15 protein-coding genes and 1 pseudogene are annotated in these 16,342 nt (G+C 61.0%); 11 read left to right on the top strand and 5 right to left on the bottom strand.

The window, feature by feature from the left end; all coding sequences use genetic code 11:
• Positions 1-46: 46 nt before the first annotated feature.
• The 11 genes from virB11 to BN2476_RS38300 all read left to right on the top strand — a co-directional run bounded on the left by virB11 (position 47) and on the right by BN2476_RS38300 (position 10,743).
• Positions 47-1,099, top strand: coding sequence for a P-type DNA transfer ATPase VirB11 (virB11, locus tag BN2476_RS38360; RefSeq protein ID WP_087739400.1), 1,053 nt, complete (start codon positions 47-49; stop codon positions 1,097-1,099).
• On the top strand, positions 1,096-1,359 hold the full coding sequence (locus BN2476_RS38355) for a hypothetical protein (RefSeq protein ID WP_087739399.1): 264 nt from the start codon (positions 1,096-1,098) through the stop codon (positions 1,357-1,359). The genes virB11 and BN2476_RS38355 overlap by 4 nt, the downstream gene beginning before the upstream one ends.
• Entirely contained in the window at positions 1,356-1,592 is a 237-nt protein-coding gene (locus BN2476_RS38350; RefSeq protein ID WP_087739398.1) for a DUF3717 domain-containing protein, read from the top strand. The genes BN2476_RS38355 and BN2476_RS38350 overlap by 4 nt, the downstream gene beginning before the upstream one ends.
• 9 nt (positions 1,593-1,601) lie before the next feature.
• On the top strand, positions 1,602-1,955 hold the full coding sequence (locus BN2476_RS38345; RefSeq protein ID WP_087739397.1) for a hypothetical protein: 354 nt from the start codon (positions 1,602-1,604) through the stop codon (positions 1,953-1,955).
• A 60-nt stretch (positions 1,956-2,015) separates the two neighbouring features.
• A complete protein-coding gene (locus tag BN2476_RS38340; protein ID WP_087739396.1) occupies positions 2,016-3,782 on the top strand; it encodes a type IV secretory system conjugative DNA transfer family protein in 1,767 nt (588 codons plus the stop codon).
• Positions 3,779-5,635, top strand: a complete 1,857-nt coding sequence (locus tag BN2476_RS38335) for an LPD7 domain-containing protein (protein WP_087739395.1) — start codon at positions 3,779-3,781, stop codon at positions 5,633-5,635. Before BN2476_RS38340 ends, BN2476_RS38335 begins: the two co-directional genes overlap by 4 nt.
• A 76-nt stretch (positions 5,636-5,711) precedes the next feature.
• Positions 5,712-6,419 (top strand): StbB family protein, encoded by a 708-nt coding sequence (gene stbB, locus BN2476_RS38330; protein ID WP_087739394.1) that lies wholly within the window; start codon positions 5,712-5,714, stop codon positions 6,417-6,419.
• A gap of 1 nt (position 6,420) precedes the next feature.
• The gene (locus BN2476_RS38325) at positions 6,421-6,870 is read left to right on the top strand and encodes a hypothetical protein (RefSeq protein WP_087739393.1); all 450 of its coding nucleotides are present in this window, start codon (positions 6,421-6,423) and stop codon (positions 6,868-6,870) included.
• 10 nt (positions 6,871-6,880) lie between these two features.
• Positions 6,881-7,213: a TrbM/KikA/MpfK family conjugal transfer protein gene (locus BN2476_RS38320; RefSeq protein WP_087739392.1), complete on the top strand. Its 333-nt coding sequence runs from the start codon at positions 6,881-6,883 to the stop codon at positions 7,211-7,213.
• Positions 7,214-7,521: 308 nt separating this feature from the next.
• Complete coding sequence (locus BN2476_RS38310; RefSeq protein WP_087739420.1) at positions 7,522-8,673, top strand: PDDEXK nuclease domain-containing protein; 1,152 nt, start codon at positions 7,522-7,524, stop codon at positions 8,671-8,673.
• Between the two features lie 1,467 nt (positions 8,674-10,140).
• A complete protein-coding gene (locus tag BN2476_RS38300) occupies positions 10,141-10,743 on the top strand; it encodes a hypothetical protein (protein WP_087739389.1) in 603 nt (200 codons plus the stop codon).
• A 642-nt stretch (positions 10,744-11,385) separates the two neighbouring features.
• Here the strand turns inward: BN2476_RS38300 and BN2476_RS38295 are convergent.
• The 5 genes and pseudogenes from BN2476_RS38295 to BN2476_RS38275 form a co-directional block, all read right to left on the bottom strand.
• Positions 11,386-11,844 (bottom strand): annotated as a pseudogene (locus BN2476_RS38295) (IS30 family transposase); the annotation flags it as partial.
• Positions 11,845-12,017: 173 nt separating this feature from the next.
• Positions 12,018-12,653, bottom strand: a complete 636-nt coding sequence (locus BN2476_RS38290) for a hypothetical protein (protein WP_143811143.1) — start codon at positions 12,651-12,653, stop codon at positions 12,018-12,020.
• 4 nt (positions 12,654-12,657) lie between these two features.
• Positions 12,658-13,635 (bottom strand): AAA family ATPase, encoded by a 978-nt coding sequence (locus tag BN2476_RS38285; RefSeq protein WP_087739387.1) that lies wholly within the window; start codon positions 13,633-13,635, stop codon positions 12,658-12,660.
• A 28-nt stretch (positions 13,636-13,663) separates the two neighbouring features.
• Positions 13,664-15,664, bottom strand: a complete 2,001-nt coding sequence (locus BN2476_RS38280; protein ID WP_087739386.1) for a TnsB C-terminal domain-containing protein — start codon at positions 15,662-15,664, stop codon at positions 13,664-13,666.
• A complete protein-coding gene (locus BN2476_RS38275) occupies positions 15,661-16,296 on the bottom strand; it encodes a hypothetical protein (RefSeq protein WP_087739385.1) in 636 nt (211 codons plus the stop codon). Before BN2476_RS38275 ends, BN2476_RS38280 begins: the two co-directional genes overlap by 4 nt.
• Positions 16,297-16,342 lie beyond the last annotated feature (46 nt).

The following is a 16,342-nucleotide window of genomic DNA, read 5'->3' as shown; positions in this document are numbered from 1 at the left end:
GTGTCATTTATTCCGGTTGTTATGAAATTAACGCAAAGGACTACTGATGAGTGCAGTTGTTATCGACGTGATAGAGAAAGGGACGGTCGCCCGCAACTTCCTGAAGCAGATGGGCATTGCGAACTTCTTCGACGGCAGCCTGACCGAAGTGGCGATCAACCGACCGGGCGAGATCTGGACCCAGGGTTCCAGCGGATGGAGACGGCACGAGGCGCCCGCCTGTACGCTCGATGCGTGCTTCAAGCTGGCCAATGCCCTGACGGTCATGAAGGGTGGCAAGTTTTCCACAAAGGAGCCGATCCATCCTGTGGTGTTGCCAGAAGGCCAGCGCGGGCACGTGCTGATGCAACCGGCGTGCGAGCGGGACACGATCTCGATCACGATCCGCATTCCGTCGAGCGTGCGGTTTTCCGTCCATGAGTATGAGCGCAACGGCTGGTTCGACAGCTTCCGCGATGTGTCGCCCCATCAGACCGTTCCGGACGGTGTGGACCTGCAGCCATTCGAAGTCGAGATGATGGAGGCGAAGTTGCGGCGCGACGTCACCCGCATGCTTGAACTTGCCGTGGCCAACCGGCTGAACATCGTGCTGGCGGGCGGCACTGGCTCGGGCAAGACAACGCTCAACAAGGCGCTGTCTGATTTCGTGCCGTCCTGTGAGCGGATTGGCACCATCGAGGACACGCCGGAGCTGTCACTGCCGAACCACCCGAACCGTGTGCACATGTTTTTCAGTGACACGCTGCCCGCGAAGGAAATCGTGCGCTCGACGCTGCGCATGAAGTTCGATCGTGTATTGCTTGCGGAACTCCGGGGGGACGAGACGTGGGACTACATGACGCTGCTGAACACGGGCACGCCGGGCGGCATCACTACGATCCACTGCAACGATGCGCGCTCTGCGGCTTCGCGTGCCGCGACGCTCATCAAGCAGAGCGCCGTCGGCCAGACGCTCGAATGGAAATTCATTCTGGAGCAGGTGCGCATGACGATGGATCTCGTGCTCTTCATGCGTGACAAACGACTCGCCGAGATCTGGTACGACCCAGTCGGGAAATGGGAACTGCTGGGTGGGCAGTTGCACGGAGGTATTGCATGAACGCGGACCCGGACATGCAGGTTGTCGAGCAGTCTCTGATCGGCCTGTGCGGTGCGCTCGCCGTCTTCCTGTCGCAGGACAGTCGTCCACGCTGGCGACGCTGGGCCTGCATTTTCGGGCTGGTCGCGCAGCCCTTCTGGTTCGACATGGCGTGGCGCGCACATCAGTACGGTGTGCTGGCGCTGAGCGTTGTCTACGCCGCGTCATGGGCGCGGGGCCTCGCGGCGCACTGGCTCGTACGCGGGGAGGGGCGGTCATGAACTACGCCATCAGCGACATCGAAGCCGCGATCGAGGGATGGCGCCTGCGTGCAGCGTCCGACGAAGCGTTCGCCGCGAGTGTCGAGGCCTGCGCGCTCGCACGCCTGTACGGTGCCGTGATCGTGTATGGCTGTGAGGCGCTCGCCGATGCCGAACTCGACGATGCGCAGCGCGACGCATTGCAGATCCTGACCACGCTGACCATCAAGAAATCGTCACCACCAACGCACTGAGGTCCACCAATGCCTAAAACGCTGCGCATCCTCATCCCGTGCGTTGTGCTGCTGCTGATCAGCGCGGCAGCCGCAACCCTCGGCCAGTACCTCGGCGGCCTGCTGTTCGCCCGCATGCAGAAGCTGCCGCAGGACGCCGTGGGTGTGTTCACGTTGTTCGACTACTGGCAGGCGTATGGCGATGTGCCGGCAGTCAAGCGCGCACTTTCCGTCTGCACGCTGCTCTCGGCCGTCATTGGCGGGATGCCCGCCGTGGTGATCACGATGGCGCTGGTTCAATCACGCGGACGCATTGCGCAGTTCGGCAACGCGCGCTTCGCCACACGCCGCGACATCGTGAAAGCGGGCCTGCTGGAGAAATGACCGTGATGAACACCGCGGCCGTCAGTCCGGCCGGCCTTAGTTCGCACTTCGGGAGACCACATGCCACACATGTATCCGCCGTTCATCGTCGGCAAGTACAAGGGCGAATACCTGAAGTACCGCGGCCAGGATTTTCTGATGCTGGCGGCCGGTACGCGCTCGGGCAAGGGCGTCTCGATGGTCATCCCGAATCTTCTCACCTATCCCGATTCAGTTGTCGTCGAGGACATCAAGGAAGAGAACTACCTGTACACGTCCGGTTACCGGCGCAAATGCGGTCAGGCAACCTACCTCTGGTCGCCGTTTTCGGAAAATGGCCGCTCGCACGCCTACAACCCGCTCGAATTCATCCAGCGCAGATCGGCTTACACGCGGGTCGGCGACGTGCTGACGGTGGGGGAGCACCTGTATCCGTCGAGCGTGGACGCGAGGCTGAAATACTGGAACGACAACGCGCGCAATCTCTTTGTGGGCATTGTGCTGTACCTGCTCGAGACGCCGTTGTTGCCCTGCACGTTCGGCGAGGTACTGCGACAGGCCTCGGGCAGGGGGAGGGCCGTGCGCGAGCACATCTCTTCCATTGTCAGCACGCGCTCGCATGCGACGGACACGCTGCCTCCGCTGAGCTTCGAGTGCCTGGACGCATTGAACCGGTTTCTGTCGCAGTCGAAGGAAGCCTTCGCCAATATCGTGTCCACGATGACGGCGCCGCTGAATGTGTTCAGCAACCCGATCGTCGACGCGGCGACGAGCCGCTCGGACTTCGACCTGGGCGATGTGCGCAGGAAGCCCATGTCGATCTATGTGGGCATCAAGCCGGGCGACCTGAAAGCGGGCGCGTTGCTCATCAACCTCTTTTTCTCGCAACTGATCGACCTGAATACCCGCGAGCAGCCTGCAGAGAATCCGGACCTGAAATACCAGTGCGCGCTGATGATGGACGAGTTTGCCGCACCCGGCAAGATCGACATTATCGACACGGCCAACGCCTTCATTGCCGGCTTCAATCTGCGGCTGATGCTGATCTTTCACGGCATGTCCCAGCTCGAAGATCCGAAGCTGTATGGCAGGCACGGCGCGGAAACGCTCGCCATCAACTGCAGGATGCGCAGCCTCTTTGCGCCGCGCACGCTCAAGGATTCGGAAGAGTACTCGAAGCTGCTTGGGACCTTTACTCACCTGTCGCGCTCGCGTAGCCGAAGCCGCGGCCGCGGCGCCTCAACCAGCACGAACGAGACCGAACACAGCCGGGCGCTGATGCTGCCGCAGGAACTGCGGGCACTGCCCGGCCGCCAACAGATCATCACGATGGACGGGTGCGAGCCGATCCTGTGCGAGAAGGCGTACTTCTACGAAGACCCCGAACTGGTCGACCGGCTGGTTCAGCAAAGCCCCTACCTGCAGGGCGTGATGGCGAAGCTCGAGAAGACCAACCGCCGACGCGCGTGGTTCGGCTTCGGACCGAAGCTGCCCGATGAAGAGCAGATGAAGCACGCCGCGTTTGTCGCACGTGAATTGAGTGCGCCCGTGCCGCAGATCGATGTCGAGCGGTGGTGGCAGGCACAGAATGCCGCCCGCCGCGCACAGGGTACGGCGCCTACCCCGGCTACCCCGGCGACGTACGTCGTGCGCGACGTCCGCGAACACGAGATCGGCGTGCTGGCTGCCGCTCACTTCGCCAACCGGTCCAGCATTCGCGCATCGCTTTTCCAGCTGATGCCTTATCTGCGCGAGGTGCTATCCGAGGTGTCGCCCGACACATCGCCCGATACATCAGGCGAGGGTAGCACCGCTTCTCCGTCTATTCCTGAAGGAGCTACACCATGAACGAGATTGAATTCCCGAACGGTCAGCCCGATTACCGCGAGATCGAGGCCGCCAATGCCGATGACGCTTCGTCCATCCGGGCACGCGCGACACCGCCGGCGAACGAGGCGAGCGCGTCAAATGCGCGCGCGGTGCCGCGCAATCCCGAAACGGGCCTGGATGAAGCGACGCAGGCGAGGATGAAGAAGATTCGCGAAGCCGGCCGGAGTAAGTACGAGGGTGGCCTCAGACCGGCTTCACCCGCTGACGACGGCGTCCAGCCCGCGGCCGGACTTGGCGAGCCGATCGGCAGCACGGGGAACAGGAACAACAGCAATATGAGTGGAAACGCGATCCGGCCGAAGCCGATCTTTGAGAAGAGTGGCTACGAGATACCGAAGTCGGTCAGGGACCGGTATGTGGCGTTTGAAGGGAAATATCTCGATCGTAAAAGCGAGGCGGTGCATTTCGAGGACAAGGGGCGCTCGCTGGCCACGGCCAGTGAAGATCGCGATGTGATCACGCACATGGTTGCAGTTGCACAGGCGAAGCACTGGGGCGAGTTGCAGCTAAAGGGGAGCGAGGAATTCCGCCGGCAGGCGTGGATTGCGGCCGAACTCGCGGACATGCCCACGCGCGGATTCAAGCCGGATGCGCAGGATCGCGCGACGCTGCAGGCCGCGCGCGAGGCCATGCGAATTGCTGCAGGCGAGCGATCGGCGACTGCTGATCCCGCTCGCACGAACACCGTGGAAGCGACGCCTGTGAACGGGCCAAAGCCGTATCAGGCGGAACAGCCGAACCAGCCGGGTCAGCCCGGCGATAGCCGCAAGCCGGCAACCGCTGAGGCACCGGGCGAGGATACATCGGGTCCCGGCGGGGCATCGCCGGGCGGCGGCAGGCGGCGGAGAAATCCGCGACCTTCGAAGCCCGGGCCGGCAGCGAGCCAGTCCTCTGCATCCTCTGAAGCGAAACCTGCACCGGAAGATCTGAATCAGGCGCGGCTGCCGCTGGACGCCAGTAGTGTGCCGTCGCAACAGACATCACCACGGACTGCATCAGGCAAACCGGCGCGCCAGAAAGCGGGCCCCGTCACGCAGAAGCCGCCTGCCGTGACGGCGGGCGTCCTGGTTGAACACGGCGCGGCACGCTTTCATCACGATCCGAAGGAGAACGCGAGCTACTACGCGACCGTGCGCACGGAGTCGGGCGACCACACGGTGTGGGGGCTGGACCTCGAGCGCGCGATCGGCGAAAGCGGCCTGCAGCCAGGCCAGCGCATCGAGCTCGAACGGGGTGGCAGCAAGGTCGTGACGGTTACGCAGCGGCAGTTTGATGAAAGTGGCAAGGAGCTGGCACCCAAAGAGGTGGCAAGCCGTCGCAACGCATGGCTTGTCTCGTCGCCCGATGTGCCGGGAATGCCGACGCGCGAGCAGCGGGCGGAAATCGAAGCCATGCGTCGTGAGGTCGATGAGCGTCGGCGCATTAACGAGGCGCGTGAGCGGTTCCTGAATGGCGAGTGGCAATACACGAAGGCGCAGCAGGCCACGCTCGATGCCGCGCGCGAGCGGATCAAGGAACAGGCTGCGCGCGAGGTGCTGGAAGACGAAATCCGGGGACTACCCGAAGAACAGCAGGAGCAGCTGCGGGGGGAGTTCGAAAGCGCCGTGGCCGAGGCGCGCGCGGGTAACCGGCCGCTCAATGTCCCGATGCCGCAGGTGAGCGAAGCAACGATCGAAGCCATGCGCGAACAGATCGTACGGGAGCGAGCCGGTCAGAGCGTGCGGCAGCAACAGAACGACGCGGAACACGGACAGGAGCAACCCACGCACGAGGCAGGTCATGACGCGCCGACACTCCAAATCGATCCGTAACCCGACAACTGGACTGGCCCGCGGTCACGCGCATGCCGCGGCCATCACCGCAAACCATTCACTGGAGGGACACGCCATGAAAATCGTCGTACTGAGCCACTCAGGCAACGTCGGCAAGACGACCGTCTCGGATCATCTGCTGGCTCCGCGCCTGGAGGGTGCCGAGGTCATTTCTGTCGAGTCGATCAATGCTGACGGCAAGGAAACGGCTGCGCTACGCGGCAACCAGTTTGCCGAGTTACAGGACCGGCTCATGACCATTGGCAACGCCGTCGTGGATGTCGGCGCCTCGAATGTCGAGGATTTCCTGATGCTGATGCAACGCTATGACGGCTCGCATCAGGACTTCGACCGTTTTGTTGTGCCAACCGTCTACGGTTCAAAGCAACAGGTTGACACCATTTCGACGCTCCAGTCGCTGCAGGCGATTGGTGTACCGTCCAGCAAGATCAGGGTGGTGTTCAACATGGTTGATCCGAAACAGGATCTCGTGCGCTCCTTTGCGAGGCTCTTTGACGCCGTCGGCCGTAACGGCTGGTTTGCTCTGGACGTCAGCGCCGTGATCCATGAGAACCCCATTTTCGAGAAGATCAAGGGCACAGGCAAGACAATCGCGGAGATCTCTCTCGACCAGACCGACTACCTGGCCATGAACGCCGAGGCAATCGAGTCCGGTGCGCCCGAGGAGCAGCGCGCCCATATCCGGCAGATGGTTGCGCTCAAACGGCTCGCGGGTCGGGTGACGTCGGAGCTCGACGCGGTTTTCAAGGCCGTGGTGCACTGAGATGGGCGCCACGGACGACGCGATCCGTGAGGAACTGATCGGGGCGGTGCTGGGCGAGCTGTCACTCCTGCGTCGTGACGTGCAGCAACTGTCGCAGCTGCTTGAGGCGAGCGGCAAGCGGTTCAGGGACGACGGCGAGCTGACGCTGCTGCGGTTCACCGCGCGCTATGAGCAGTTTCTCAGGGACTTTTCCGAAACGACGGTTGACGTGCTCGCGAAAGCGACCAGTTTCGACGAGGCGCGCGACCAGCTGCTCGGCGAGATCTCGCTACGACATTACGACGAAGCCAACGGACGCAGCCGTGAGTTGCTTCGCGATGTGCTTCGCGAGGGGCAACGGCGCGCAGGCGGGATCGGTCGCACGGAGCTCGCCGTCTGGTCCGTGTGTACTGCGATAGGCGCGGCGCTGCTCTCTGGTGCGATCGCGGCACTTCATCTCTTTGGCACATAGGGAGCATGAAATGGAACGACAGGTGAGGGCGCTCGTGCTGGCCTGTACGGTCATAACCTTAGGCATGGTGGTGACATCACCGGCGCGCGCGGATGGCGACAATGAGAACGCGTGCGGCGCGGTGCTCTGCCTGGCAGGGCTGATGATGGGTGGTAGCGGTGGCAGCGAGTGCGGCCAGTACGAGGCGAACTACTTCTCGATCGTGCGTTACCACCACGGCCACTTCGATCTGAGTGGCACGTCCAACGCGCGGGGCGAATTCCTGAATCAGTGTCGCTCGGTCGACAGCGGTCAGAAAAGCGCAGTGAACTCGAAGTATGGCAGTGTCGAGAACGGGCCTTGAGACGATCCTGCTTTTCCGATGACCAGCGCGTTCGCACCAGCTGGATCGTTGATTTGGGAGCTGCCGGCCGGCATCTCGCACGTCACATTGATACAATGATGAGCCTGCGAATCCGGCGTCGGCCCGGTGCCGGCCGTCAAGGCCGAACAGCGGCGCGGCACGTTGCGGTTCATTGAGAAGCGTCGATAACCATTGAGAAGTTCCGGCAAGACGTAACCCCACAAGCTTGTGCTCGCGGTGAAATCGTCGAGCCTCGTTGGCGAAAGGCCGAAATAGACGTGCGGACGCGCAAGCAGCATAAGGGCGGCATGACTGATCTCACATCCCACAACCCCGAATATGGCACGTTTCATGGCGACATCGTCGCCCTGCTGGATGCCGCCCGCCGCGCAGCCGCACGCAGCGTCAACGCGCTGATGACGGGCACCTACTGGGAAATTGGTCGACGCATCGTCGAGTTTGATCAAGGCGGTGCGGGACGGGCGGGCTATGGGCAAGCTCTGCTCAAACGCTTGTCGGCAGACCTGTCGGCACGATTCGGGCGAGGTTTTGGCACCGATAATCTGGAGCAGATGCGCCTGTTCTATCTGGCATACCCGCCCGACCGGATTTCCGAGACACTGTCTCGGAAATTGCCAGCGAAGCCCGTGTCTGAAAAATCCGGGACGCTGTCTCGGAAATTGAGCCTTGAGCAGCTGGCCTCGGTTTTCCCGCTCTCCTGGTCGCACTACGTCCATCTGGTACGCCGCACCCGTTCGGTGGAAGAGCGTGAATTCTACGAAGGCGAGGCTCTGCGGGGTGGCTGGAGTGTACGTCAGCTCGATCGCCAGATCGCCACGCAGTACTACACTCGTGCCCTGCTCTCGAAGAACAAGCGCGCGATGCTGGAAAAAGGAAGCCGGCCGCAAGCGAGCGATTCGGTCACCCCAGACGAGGCAATCAAGGATCCGTACGTTCTCGAATTCCTCGACCTCAAGGACGAATACTCGGAATCACAGCTCGAAGAGGCGCTGATCCACCGGCTGGAAGATTTTCTGCTGGAGCTCGGTGGCGACTTCACTTTCGTTGGGCGCCAGCGTCGACTGCGCATCGGCGAAAGCTGGTTCCGCGTTGATTTACTGTTTTTCCACCGGCGTCTGCGCTGCCTGGTCATCATCGACCTCAAGCTTACTGAACTGAACCACGCCGATGTCGGACAAATGCACATGTATTGCAATTATGCCCGTGAGCACTGGATGCTGCCCGGTGAGAACCCACCCGTAGGCTTGATCCTGTGTGCCCGTACCAATGCGGCCGTGGCGCGTTACGCGTTGGAAGGCTTGTCCAACAAGGTACTGGCCGCCGAATACCAGACCGTCTTGCCTGATGAAAAATTGCTGGCCGACGAACTCGTCAAGACGCGGCGAGAGTTGGAGGCGCGAGGCCTCGCGCGGCCGAGCGATCCTCAGACTCACGAATAAAGACTCACATTGCCGTTGTCGCCAGTTCGTGGGTAGAGCACCCACCTGAGCATGTGCTTAGCCGCACCCGGGGAATTCGGAGAATGGTCTGGCTATATCTTAAGGATCACAAAAATTATCATGAAAACGATTTGCGGATAGTGAGGATCTCGTCATCGCCGTTTAGATTAGAAAAGTTATCTTTATAGCGTGGTTTGATTTCCCGTTCTTCGAAAATTTGAGCCCCGGATACTTGATCGCGCGATCCGCCCGATAGAATAGAGGCCAGATAAAGACTGGTGATCCGCCGATGCTGCAAGACCAGCCGTCAGGCCGCGCAGTATCGAACGAGGGCAGTGGGTCGGGAGTGTGAGTCCGCTGATGTAGGAAGCTGCCGTTCGGTTGCTCGATGTCGCAACCATCAAGAATTCTACATATTTCTGACATAGAACCAGCCCTGTCCGATGACGCAATGGCCACGCTCCTTCGGCTTTTTCAGCGTACGCGTCTTGTTGCGAACCGCCGCCGGCCTCGCTTCGAATCAGCGCTCCTCGCCGGCCGAAACGGCGCTTCTTCGCCGGGACCTGCTGCACACTGATCTTCAGAAGACCCGACACCGAGGAAACGCAACGCGTGAAACCCGGCAGCGTGGATGCGAGCCTGCGAGTGGCTTCTTGACGGACGCGACGACCCGGTTGGCGGACAGGGCCGAAGTTGCTGCACGCTGGCTGGCGTCCGCCCAGGCATGTCGCTTCGATGTTACATAGAGCGTTGTCCCGGACAGCAAGGGCGTTTGTCTTAACGAGATCTTGTCGTGTTCTTTCAATACGAGCTACCGAGGAGAGCCGTATACACTGAGCCGGCTCAGCGGACCCTGTAATGGATTTCCGGCTGCTCCCTGCATGACGGGGTCGTCCGGAAGAGGCGTTATGAACGTGGTCGCGGTTACCTCAGCAAATATCGGCCTGTTAGAAATCTTGGTATCCGAAATGGTTGGTGCACGTACAGCGCACGGTAGTCAGGCGCGTGCGGGCCAGCCGGGAACTCCGTCCCCATGGTTTTCCCACCTTCGCGGTCGCATGTATGTCACAACATGATATATTGCCTATAATGGACTTGGACGGGCGCGATGACAAGCGGCTGCTTGATCGCTTGTTGTTCGCAGCACTCGTAGTGAATGCGCAGGAGCACATCGTGAAAAACGCCGTGTCGTGACCGCGGCCGTGCATGGTAACCCGCATGTTCGGGCGCGCGGTCGATGCGGCAATTCGTCGACGGCGCTTGCGTCGCCTCCGTTGCAGTGCAATCCAACGAGACGGAGGTGGTGAAATGTGTTTGTCATATGCAAAGGCATCCGTCAAGAAGCAGTAAGTCGACCCAAATGCGTAATGCGCGTATGCGGGCCCACTGCTGACTCGGATCAGTTCATGGCCGCCCGGCGCAAGGCAGCCGTCCTTTACCGACCGAAGTCTGAACAAGGGAGGCACTATGTCCCTCATCGTTGCCGCGCGATTCACCACTTTCCCGGGCGCCGAAGACGCCGCCGAACGGCTTTTTCGAGCCGGTTTCGTCGAAGAGGACGTGTCGCTGTTTTTCGTCAATCCGCCCGGGCAGCACGCGCGCTATCCGATTGGCGGCGACCAGAACAAGGAGGCGGCTTCCACCGATGCCCCGAAGGGCGCGGGCGTGGGCGTGACGATCGGCGCGGTCATCGGTGCTGTCGTTGGTGTCGGCATTTTTACTGCGTTTTCGGCACCTGTACTGGTGTCGGCGATCGCGGCGGGTGTCGGCGCATATATCGGCTCGCTGATCGGCGCGATGTACCGGACGCGTGAGGCGAGCAGGAGCATCCGGCAAGAGCGCGCGAATTTCGCGCAGCGCAACTCGGGCGTACTGCTCGCCGTTCACGTCGCACCGGAAACGCAGCAGAACGCCGCCAATGTGTTGCGCGAGGCCGGCGGTGCGTCGATCGAGCACGCGTCGGGACGCTGGCAGCAGGGACGTTGGGCGGACTTCGATCCGACGCGGGCGCCGCAACCAGTGCAAGCCAGCGAACCCTACGCCGACAGGGCGCGCGAACGGCACGCTTGATTGATGTTGATCATAAAGGCGCATTAGCAACGTCGCGACATGATGATAAGGAATGCATATCAATGTCGAATGACCTGGAAAGCCGATTTTGGCGGTAACGTAATCACAATCGGCATGGCGGCAGGCTCGCGGCCCTCAAATACGAGGCGGGAAGGCGCGGCTCCGTTCATGGAAGGCATCGATCGGTTCGTCTCTATGTCAACGGGACGCAGGCCTTTGCAGCTACCGACTTTATTCGGAGACGCGCGGCAGCTGTAGAGAGGCACGTGAAGCATGTCGAGGCGCAATGCGCGAATTAAACAGTTCTGCCCATCTTGTCCGCAACTAACTCAGCGAAGTTCTTCTTCGTAGCCGGCTTCGCCAACAATCCGTCAGCAGGGCGAGGGCAAGCGGCGAGGAGCGTGCGAGGAGACCAGAATCCACCCGCAAAGCAGCAGCGTAAGCCACTCGCGCCATCGGACCGGATCCGGCCAACTCCTGCCAGTCGCCCTACACACAGCGCGGTCACTCGAACGGCCGGTCCACTTCGAAACCGGCCCGATTGTGAGTGAGAGCATTTCGGCAATTGCCGACGTTCAGGGGTTGCGGCCCATTGGGGACATTTGCCTCAGTCAAATCAACGTCCACTCAGCCGGTGCGGATTCAACCGGTGGATGCAATAGTTTGCTGGAATCGTTCGGCTGGCGTTTCGTAGTTCAGGGTTTTCCTGGGACGCCCATTCAATCGCCTCGCCACGGCATTGAGTCTGGCCTGTGAGTACACGGACAGATCGGTGCCCTTGGGGAAATACTGTCTCAACAGGCCGTTCGTATTTTCATTCGACCCACGCTGCCATGGATGCTGCGGGTCGCAGAAGTAGACCATGACATCAGTGGCCACGGTGAAACGTTTGTGGTCAGCCATCTCCGTTCCCCGATCCCAGGTCAGCGATTTATACAGTTCCTGTGGCAACTTGCACGCATGCCTGATGAGAGCATTGGCGACGACCTCGCTATCCTTGCTGGCGACCTTGACCAGCATCACGTAGCGTGTCTGGCGCTCGACGAGCGTCACAATCTGGCTGCTTGCGCTGCCGCACAGGAGATCACCTTCCCAGTGGCCGGCGTAGACAGTATTAAAAGTGACTCCGTTGCGCTAATAATTCTGTCACTTCGCGTTCGCATGATGCAGCGGCGCGAAAAACTTCCGCAGATTCAGGCCGTTACGGGAAACGAAATAAAAGTGTCTCCAACTGCTTACGAGATGCCGGCGCCGACAACTCGCGAACACGCACTTCAGGAGCCATCGTTCATGTCGTTGCCCGAGCGCAGCAGCCAGTGGCGACTGAGCGCCATGCGGTCCTGCCTGCGCATCGCGGGAATGGTCGAGCGGAGCGAAAGTCGACCATAACTGAAATGGGAACGGCACCCTGAGCATCGAAACGGAGCCTCGATTACGCTGGCGCTGACGATGAACGGTGTCTCGTCACCGCAGTGCAGACAGCGTGTGTCGAGTGACTGATGATGTGCGGGGCAGCGCTCTTCATCCTCAAGCTGAAATAGCACGCTGTGGTAGCCATGCGCGGCGCACAGCCGGCAATATCGGAACGCCGCGTGAAACCGGCCGGGAAATGCGGCATCAAGCAAGGACACCCGTAACACATCTTCTGGCAGCCGGAGTATGCGGCACAGGCGCGTGAGTTCGATGTTGTCGCGCACAGGTGCAACGCCGTCATACGGATCAACCCATGGGCTGATCAGATGCACGAGCGCGTCTCCGGGCAGGACGTTGGCGCACGCGAACTTCCACAGGATAGAGATAATCGATTCGCCCGGCATTAGCCACTTTGGGTTGAGCGCGCTTCCTCGAGAAAGCGAAAGCTCCCCCTCATCAAACGCCAGAATCGGGAAGCGCGGCCGTGTCAGCGCCACGAGATCACACCGCTGCCAGCACGCGGCCCGTCGCATGGCGGGACTGAACGTAGCCGCAGTGCTGAACCGCGTGAGTCCACAAGGCAGCCTCAGGACAGTAACCCGGAGCGTCTTTGAGCTCGCTTTCCTTGAGCACGATCTCGACAGCGCGTGTAAACGACTCCATCGGAATCTCGAGATTACCCGGCAGGCTCGCCTTATGATGTGCAGCCTCAAACGCTTGCCAGAGCGTGCCCGAGTCGGCGACCAGGCGATAGCCGGCGTCAAACGCCTGTGGGATGTAGAACCGCGTGAAGCTCCAGTGAGAACCCTCCGGATACGCGGTCTGATCATAGCCATTCAGGCACGTCGCGACGTCCTCTGGGTTCTTGATGCCATAAAAAGCCAGTTCTTCGACCATCAGACGCGCCACGATCTGTGTTTTGCCTGCGACCTGCAAGGCCGTCTTCTGCGCCAGCAGCTCCTGCTGACCGACGAGGAACGTGAAGAGCTTGATCTGCTGACGATCGAGCGCGTCATGCACATCACGCAACCATTCATATTCATTCTCGTTGTAACGTTGGCTCTCATCGCAGAAGAGGAGCACGGTCCCGCTCCCGGCGCGGGCGGCGGCCTCGCGGATGCGCAGCGAGAGGCGAGTGCGTTTGGCCGAGCTCGTGCCTGCGTGCGGAGCATGATCACCGACGGCCTCCAGCAGATTGGTGAAGAAGGGGCCTTCCGCGTGTTTCGGCTTGTGCTCGCACTGTGCATGGTAGCTGGACATCTTCGGGTGCTGACGCGCTAGCAGGAGCCGCACATACTCGATCGCGCGGGTTTTGCCAATGCGCGGCGGTCCATAGATAAGTGCGCCCGGGATCCGATAGCGCAGGCAGCGGGTGACAAGCTCGTAGAACGCTTCGATCGCGGGCGTCGCCAGGCGGTAATTGCCCGTGACGAGCGGATGCAGCGAAGGATCAATCGGACGCGGCACTTCGAGCGACATGATGCACCTCCTGGCGTGAGCGACGAAATCAGAAAACCTGTCCGGTACCGATGGAGAGCTTGCGTGGGCGCACCGATAGCCGTGGCGCGAAATCGATGTCCGTCGCCGGTTGTGTGCCCGGGATTGGCGCGGCGATTGTTGTCGCAGTCTCTACCTCGACCCGACGTTTCGGCCCCACAGGCGTGCGTACCGTCGGAGCCGACGTCAGAATCCGCGTGACATTGGCGAGATCCGTCGCTGCTTTCCGGGTCTTCCTCGCCTGCGTGAGCTTTTGCTGGACGTAGGCCTCGATTGGATTGGGATCGATCGCAGCAATATGGCGTCGGCGCTTGCCAGATTGCTTGAGAATCTCCTGACGCAGCTTGAGATTGTGCGGCACCACGCCCCACGCCCCTTGCGCCTCGAGGACACCGAGTTCCTCGCCATTTGTCACGAAGGCGCGTACTGAGCGCAAATCGTCAGCGTTCATGTAGACCAGCAGATACTCGCCGATCAGATGCGTACCTGCCGCGAGCAACCGGCTCGTGTAGCGCACACCGTGCAGGTTGATATGCGGACGCACGCCTTGAGAGAGATAGGCGCGCACCCGGCATCGTCGGGCCGATTGCATCAGGCAGAGTGTCTGGCGACGCGCATGGGCCAGCCATCTCACAAGCGTCTGTTTGCCGCGCACGAAATACTCCATCGCTTCGAGAGGCGTTGCGTTGTTAAGGCCGGCGTGCGGTGTGCCGTTGTAGCGGGAAATGCTGTACTCAACGAGTTCCGACAGTTCGTCGAGTGAGACGTAGAGCCTCAGATTGCCCTTCGGATCTGCGAGTGCCCGGCGCAGATCGCGAGGATGAGCACCCGTGTAGCCAGGCAAACGGGATGAGAGGCGGCTGGCGATCGTCCCAAAAAATCTCTCAATATAGGGCCGCTCATCGGGGCTGTACTTCGGTCCGGCGTCAGCGACACAACCAACAAACTCGCACAACGAATTCAGTGTTTCCCTTGCAAGATTGGCTTTTGCGTTGTCGAGCTTGATCCACTCCCACGTGACGTAACCCAGTTCGGGCAAGCGACCCGACGGAAAACCGTCCTGTGGTCCATACTCAAGCCCTGCGATGGTGAACAACCGCGCACGATGGGGTTCGAGTGCATTCTCGATTGTCTTGACGACGTCATAGCGGCTGTACTCACGAAACGCTATGTGATAGCCGAGCACAGCACGCGTGCACACATCGATGATTACCAGGAGCCATACCCGTTCGATCTCGAATTCGTGCGCGAAACCAAGCGGATCCCGCACGACAACCTTGAGCCTGATATCGAGCCGATGACCATCAAATTCGACAACCTGGTACGGCCGGACCGCCGCAGGTGCGTCCGCGCCGTCGAGCCGGGGAAGGCCCTTAAGGTGCGAGGCGCCGGCCGAGCGTGCCGCGGTGCCAAACGTGCGAAGCAGTTCCGCCTTCAACCGTCGGGACAGCGAGCGAACCGCATGGTCGGCGGTGTTGAATGGATAATCGGCCGCCGTCAATCCCAATGATCGACATCGGCGCAGGAATTCATCGTGCATCGATTGCAAACCACGAAGGCGCGTGCGCAGTTGACCATCCGTATGCCGCTGCTCGAGCAGCACCCTGCGCTGTTTGACCTGAAGCAGAAGCCATCCAGTCAACTCAGGGTAACGCTCGAACAGCTGCGTCAAAGCACCAGCCGTGCCCCGGCTGCCGTGCTCGCCTCGCACTTGTACGTCGCGCACCCGCTCATAGTCCGCGATGCGCAAATAGCGAATGAGCGCCCGAAAGCCGAAGGGACGTCCATCAGGGTGTGGTGTCTGGGCTCGCTCGAGCCATCGGTACAGTTGCCGGCGATTGATGCCAGTTGATCGCTCGATTGCCTTGACCGGCTCTCCGGCTGTGTAACGCAATACGGCCTGTTGACGTGTCTCGAATGTGGCCCGCGACACATCGTCAAGTTCGGTGAAGGCTACCGTAGGCCAGTCGCTCACGTCGATCGACTGTAACTCCAGTTTGCGGCGGCTCATGGTGTTCCCTCGGAAGCCGCGAATGACGTGAGCAGCGACAGCGGATGCGTGTGAAGCTCGGGCGCGCTGACGCGTCCGCGATGGAGCAGGTCAAACAGGGCGGTTCGGACCAGGACCGGATCGACGGTGGAGAATTCGCGTTCAATAGCGAGCAATCGTTGCGGTTCTCCCAGGAACCCGGCGATCGCTCGAGGCAAGGTCGACGGAACGAGCCCTTCGTTGGCGACAAGGTAGGGGAGTATGCGCTTCCAGTTTTCGGTCCAGGTGCGCGCGGCGGCGAACTCGGCGGGCGCGACTATCCGGATCGGCAACGCACTGTTGCCGATGTCACGACGTGAACTGATTCCGCTACATTCCGACATCGAATCATCTAGGATAACTAATTCTTCATGGTTTTCGTGACGGACCCAAAAATCGGCAAGCTGTCGGGCCCCGTCGATCAGCACGTAGCCCGGACGCTCGCAAAACGTGATCACTCCCGGGCTTGCCTCGAGCAGCAGCCATTGGTCCAACTGCGCGCGTCGGTAAAACGTCACCCGGCGCCCGAGTTTTGGGCTGAACGCTTCGAACCGATGCGCACCGCGCGGACGGGCGAGCGCGACCGGCTCCGCTGTGTGCAGAGAATTTCCCATAAGATCAAAGGCTTACGGTCGGGATTCGTAACTGCTCATAAATCCG

It is taken from the genome of Paraburkholderia piptadeniae (assembly GCF_900007165.1).
GTDB lineage: Bacteria > Pseudomonadota > Gammaproteobacteria > Burkholderiales > Burkholderiaceae > Paraburkholderia > Paraburkholderia piptadeniae.
The sequence above is the reverse complement of the archived record's forward strand: the minus strand, read 5'-3'. Positions and strand labels throughout refer to the sequence as shown.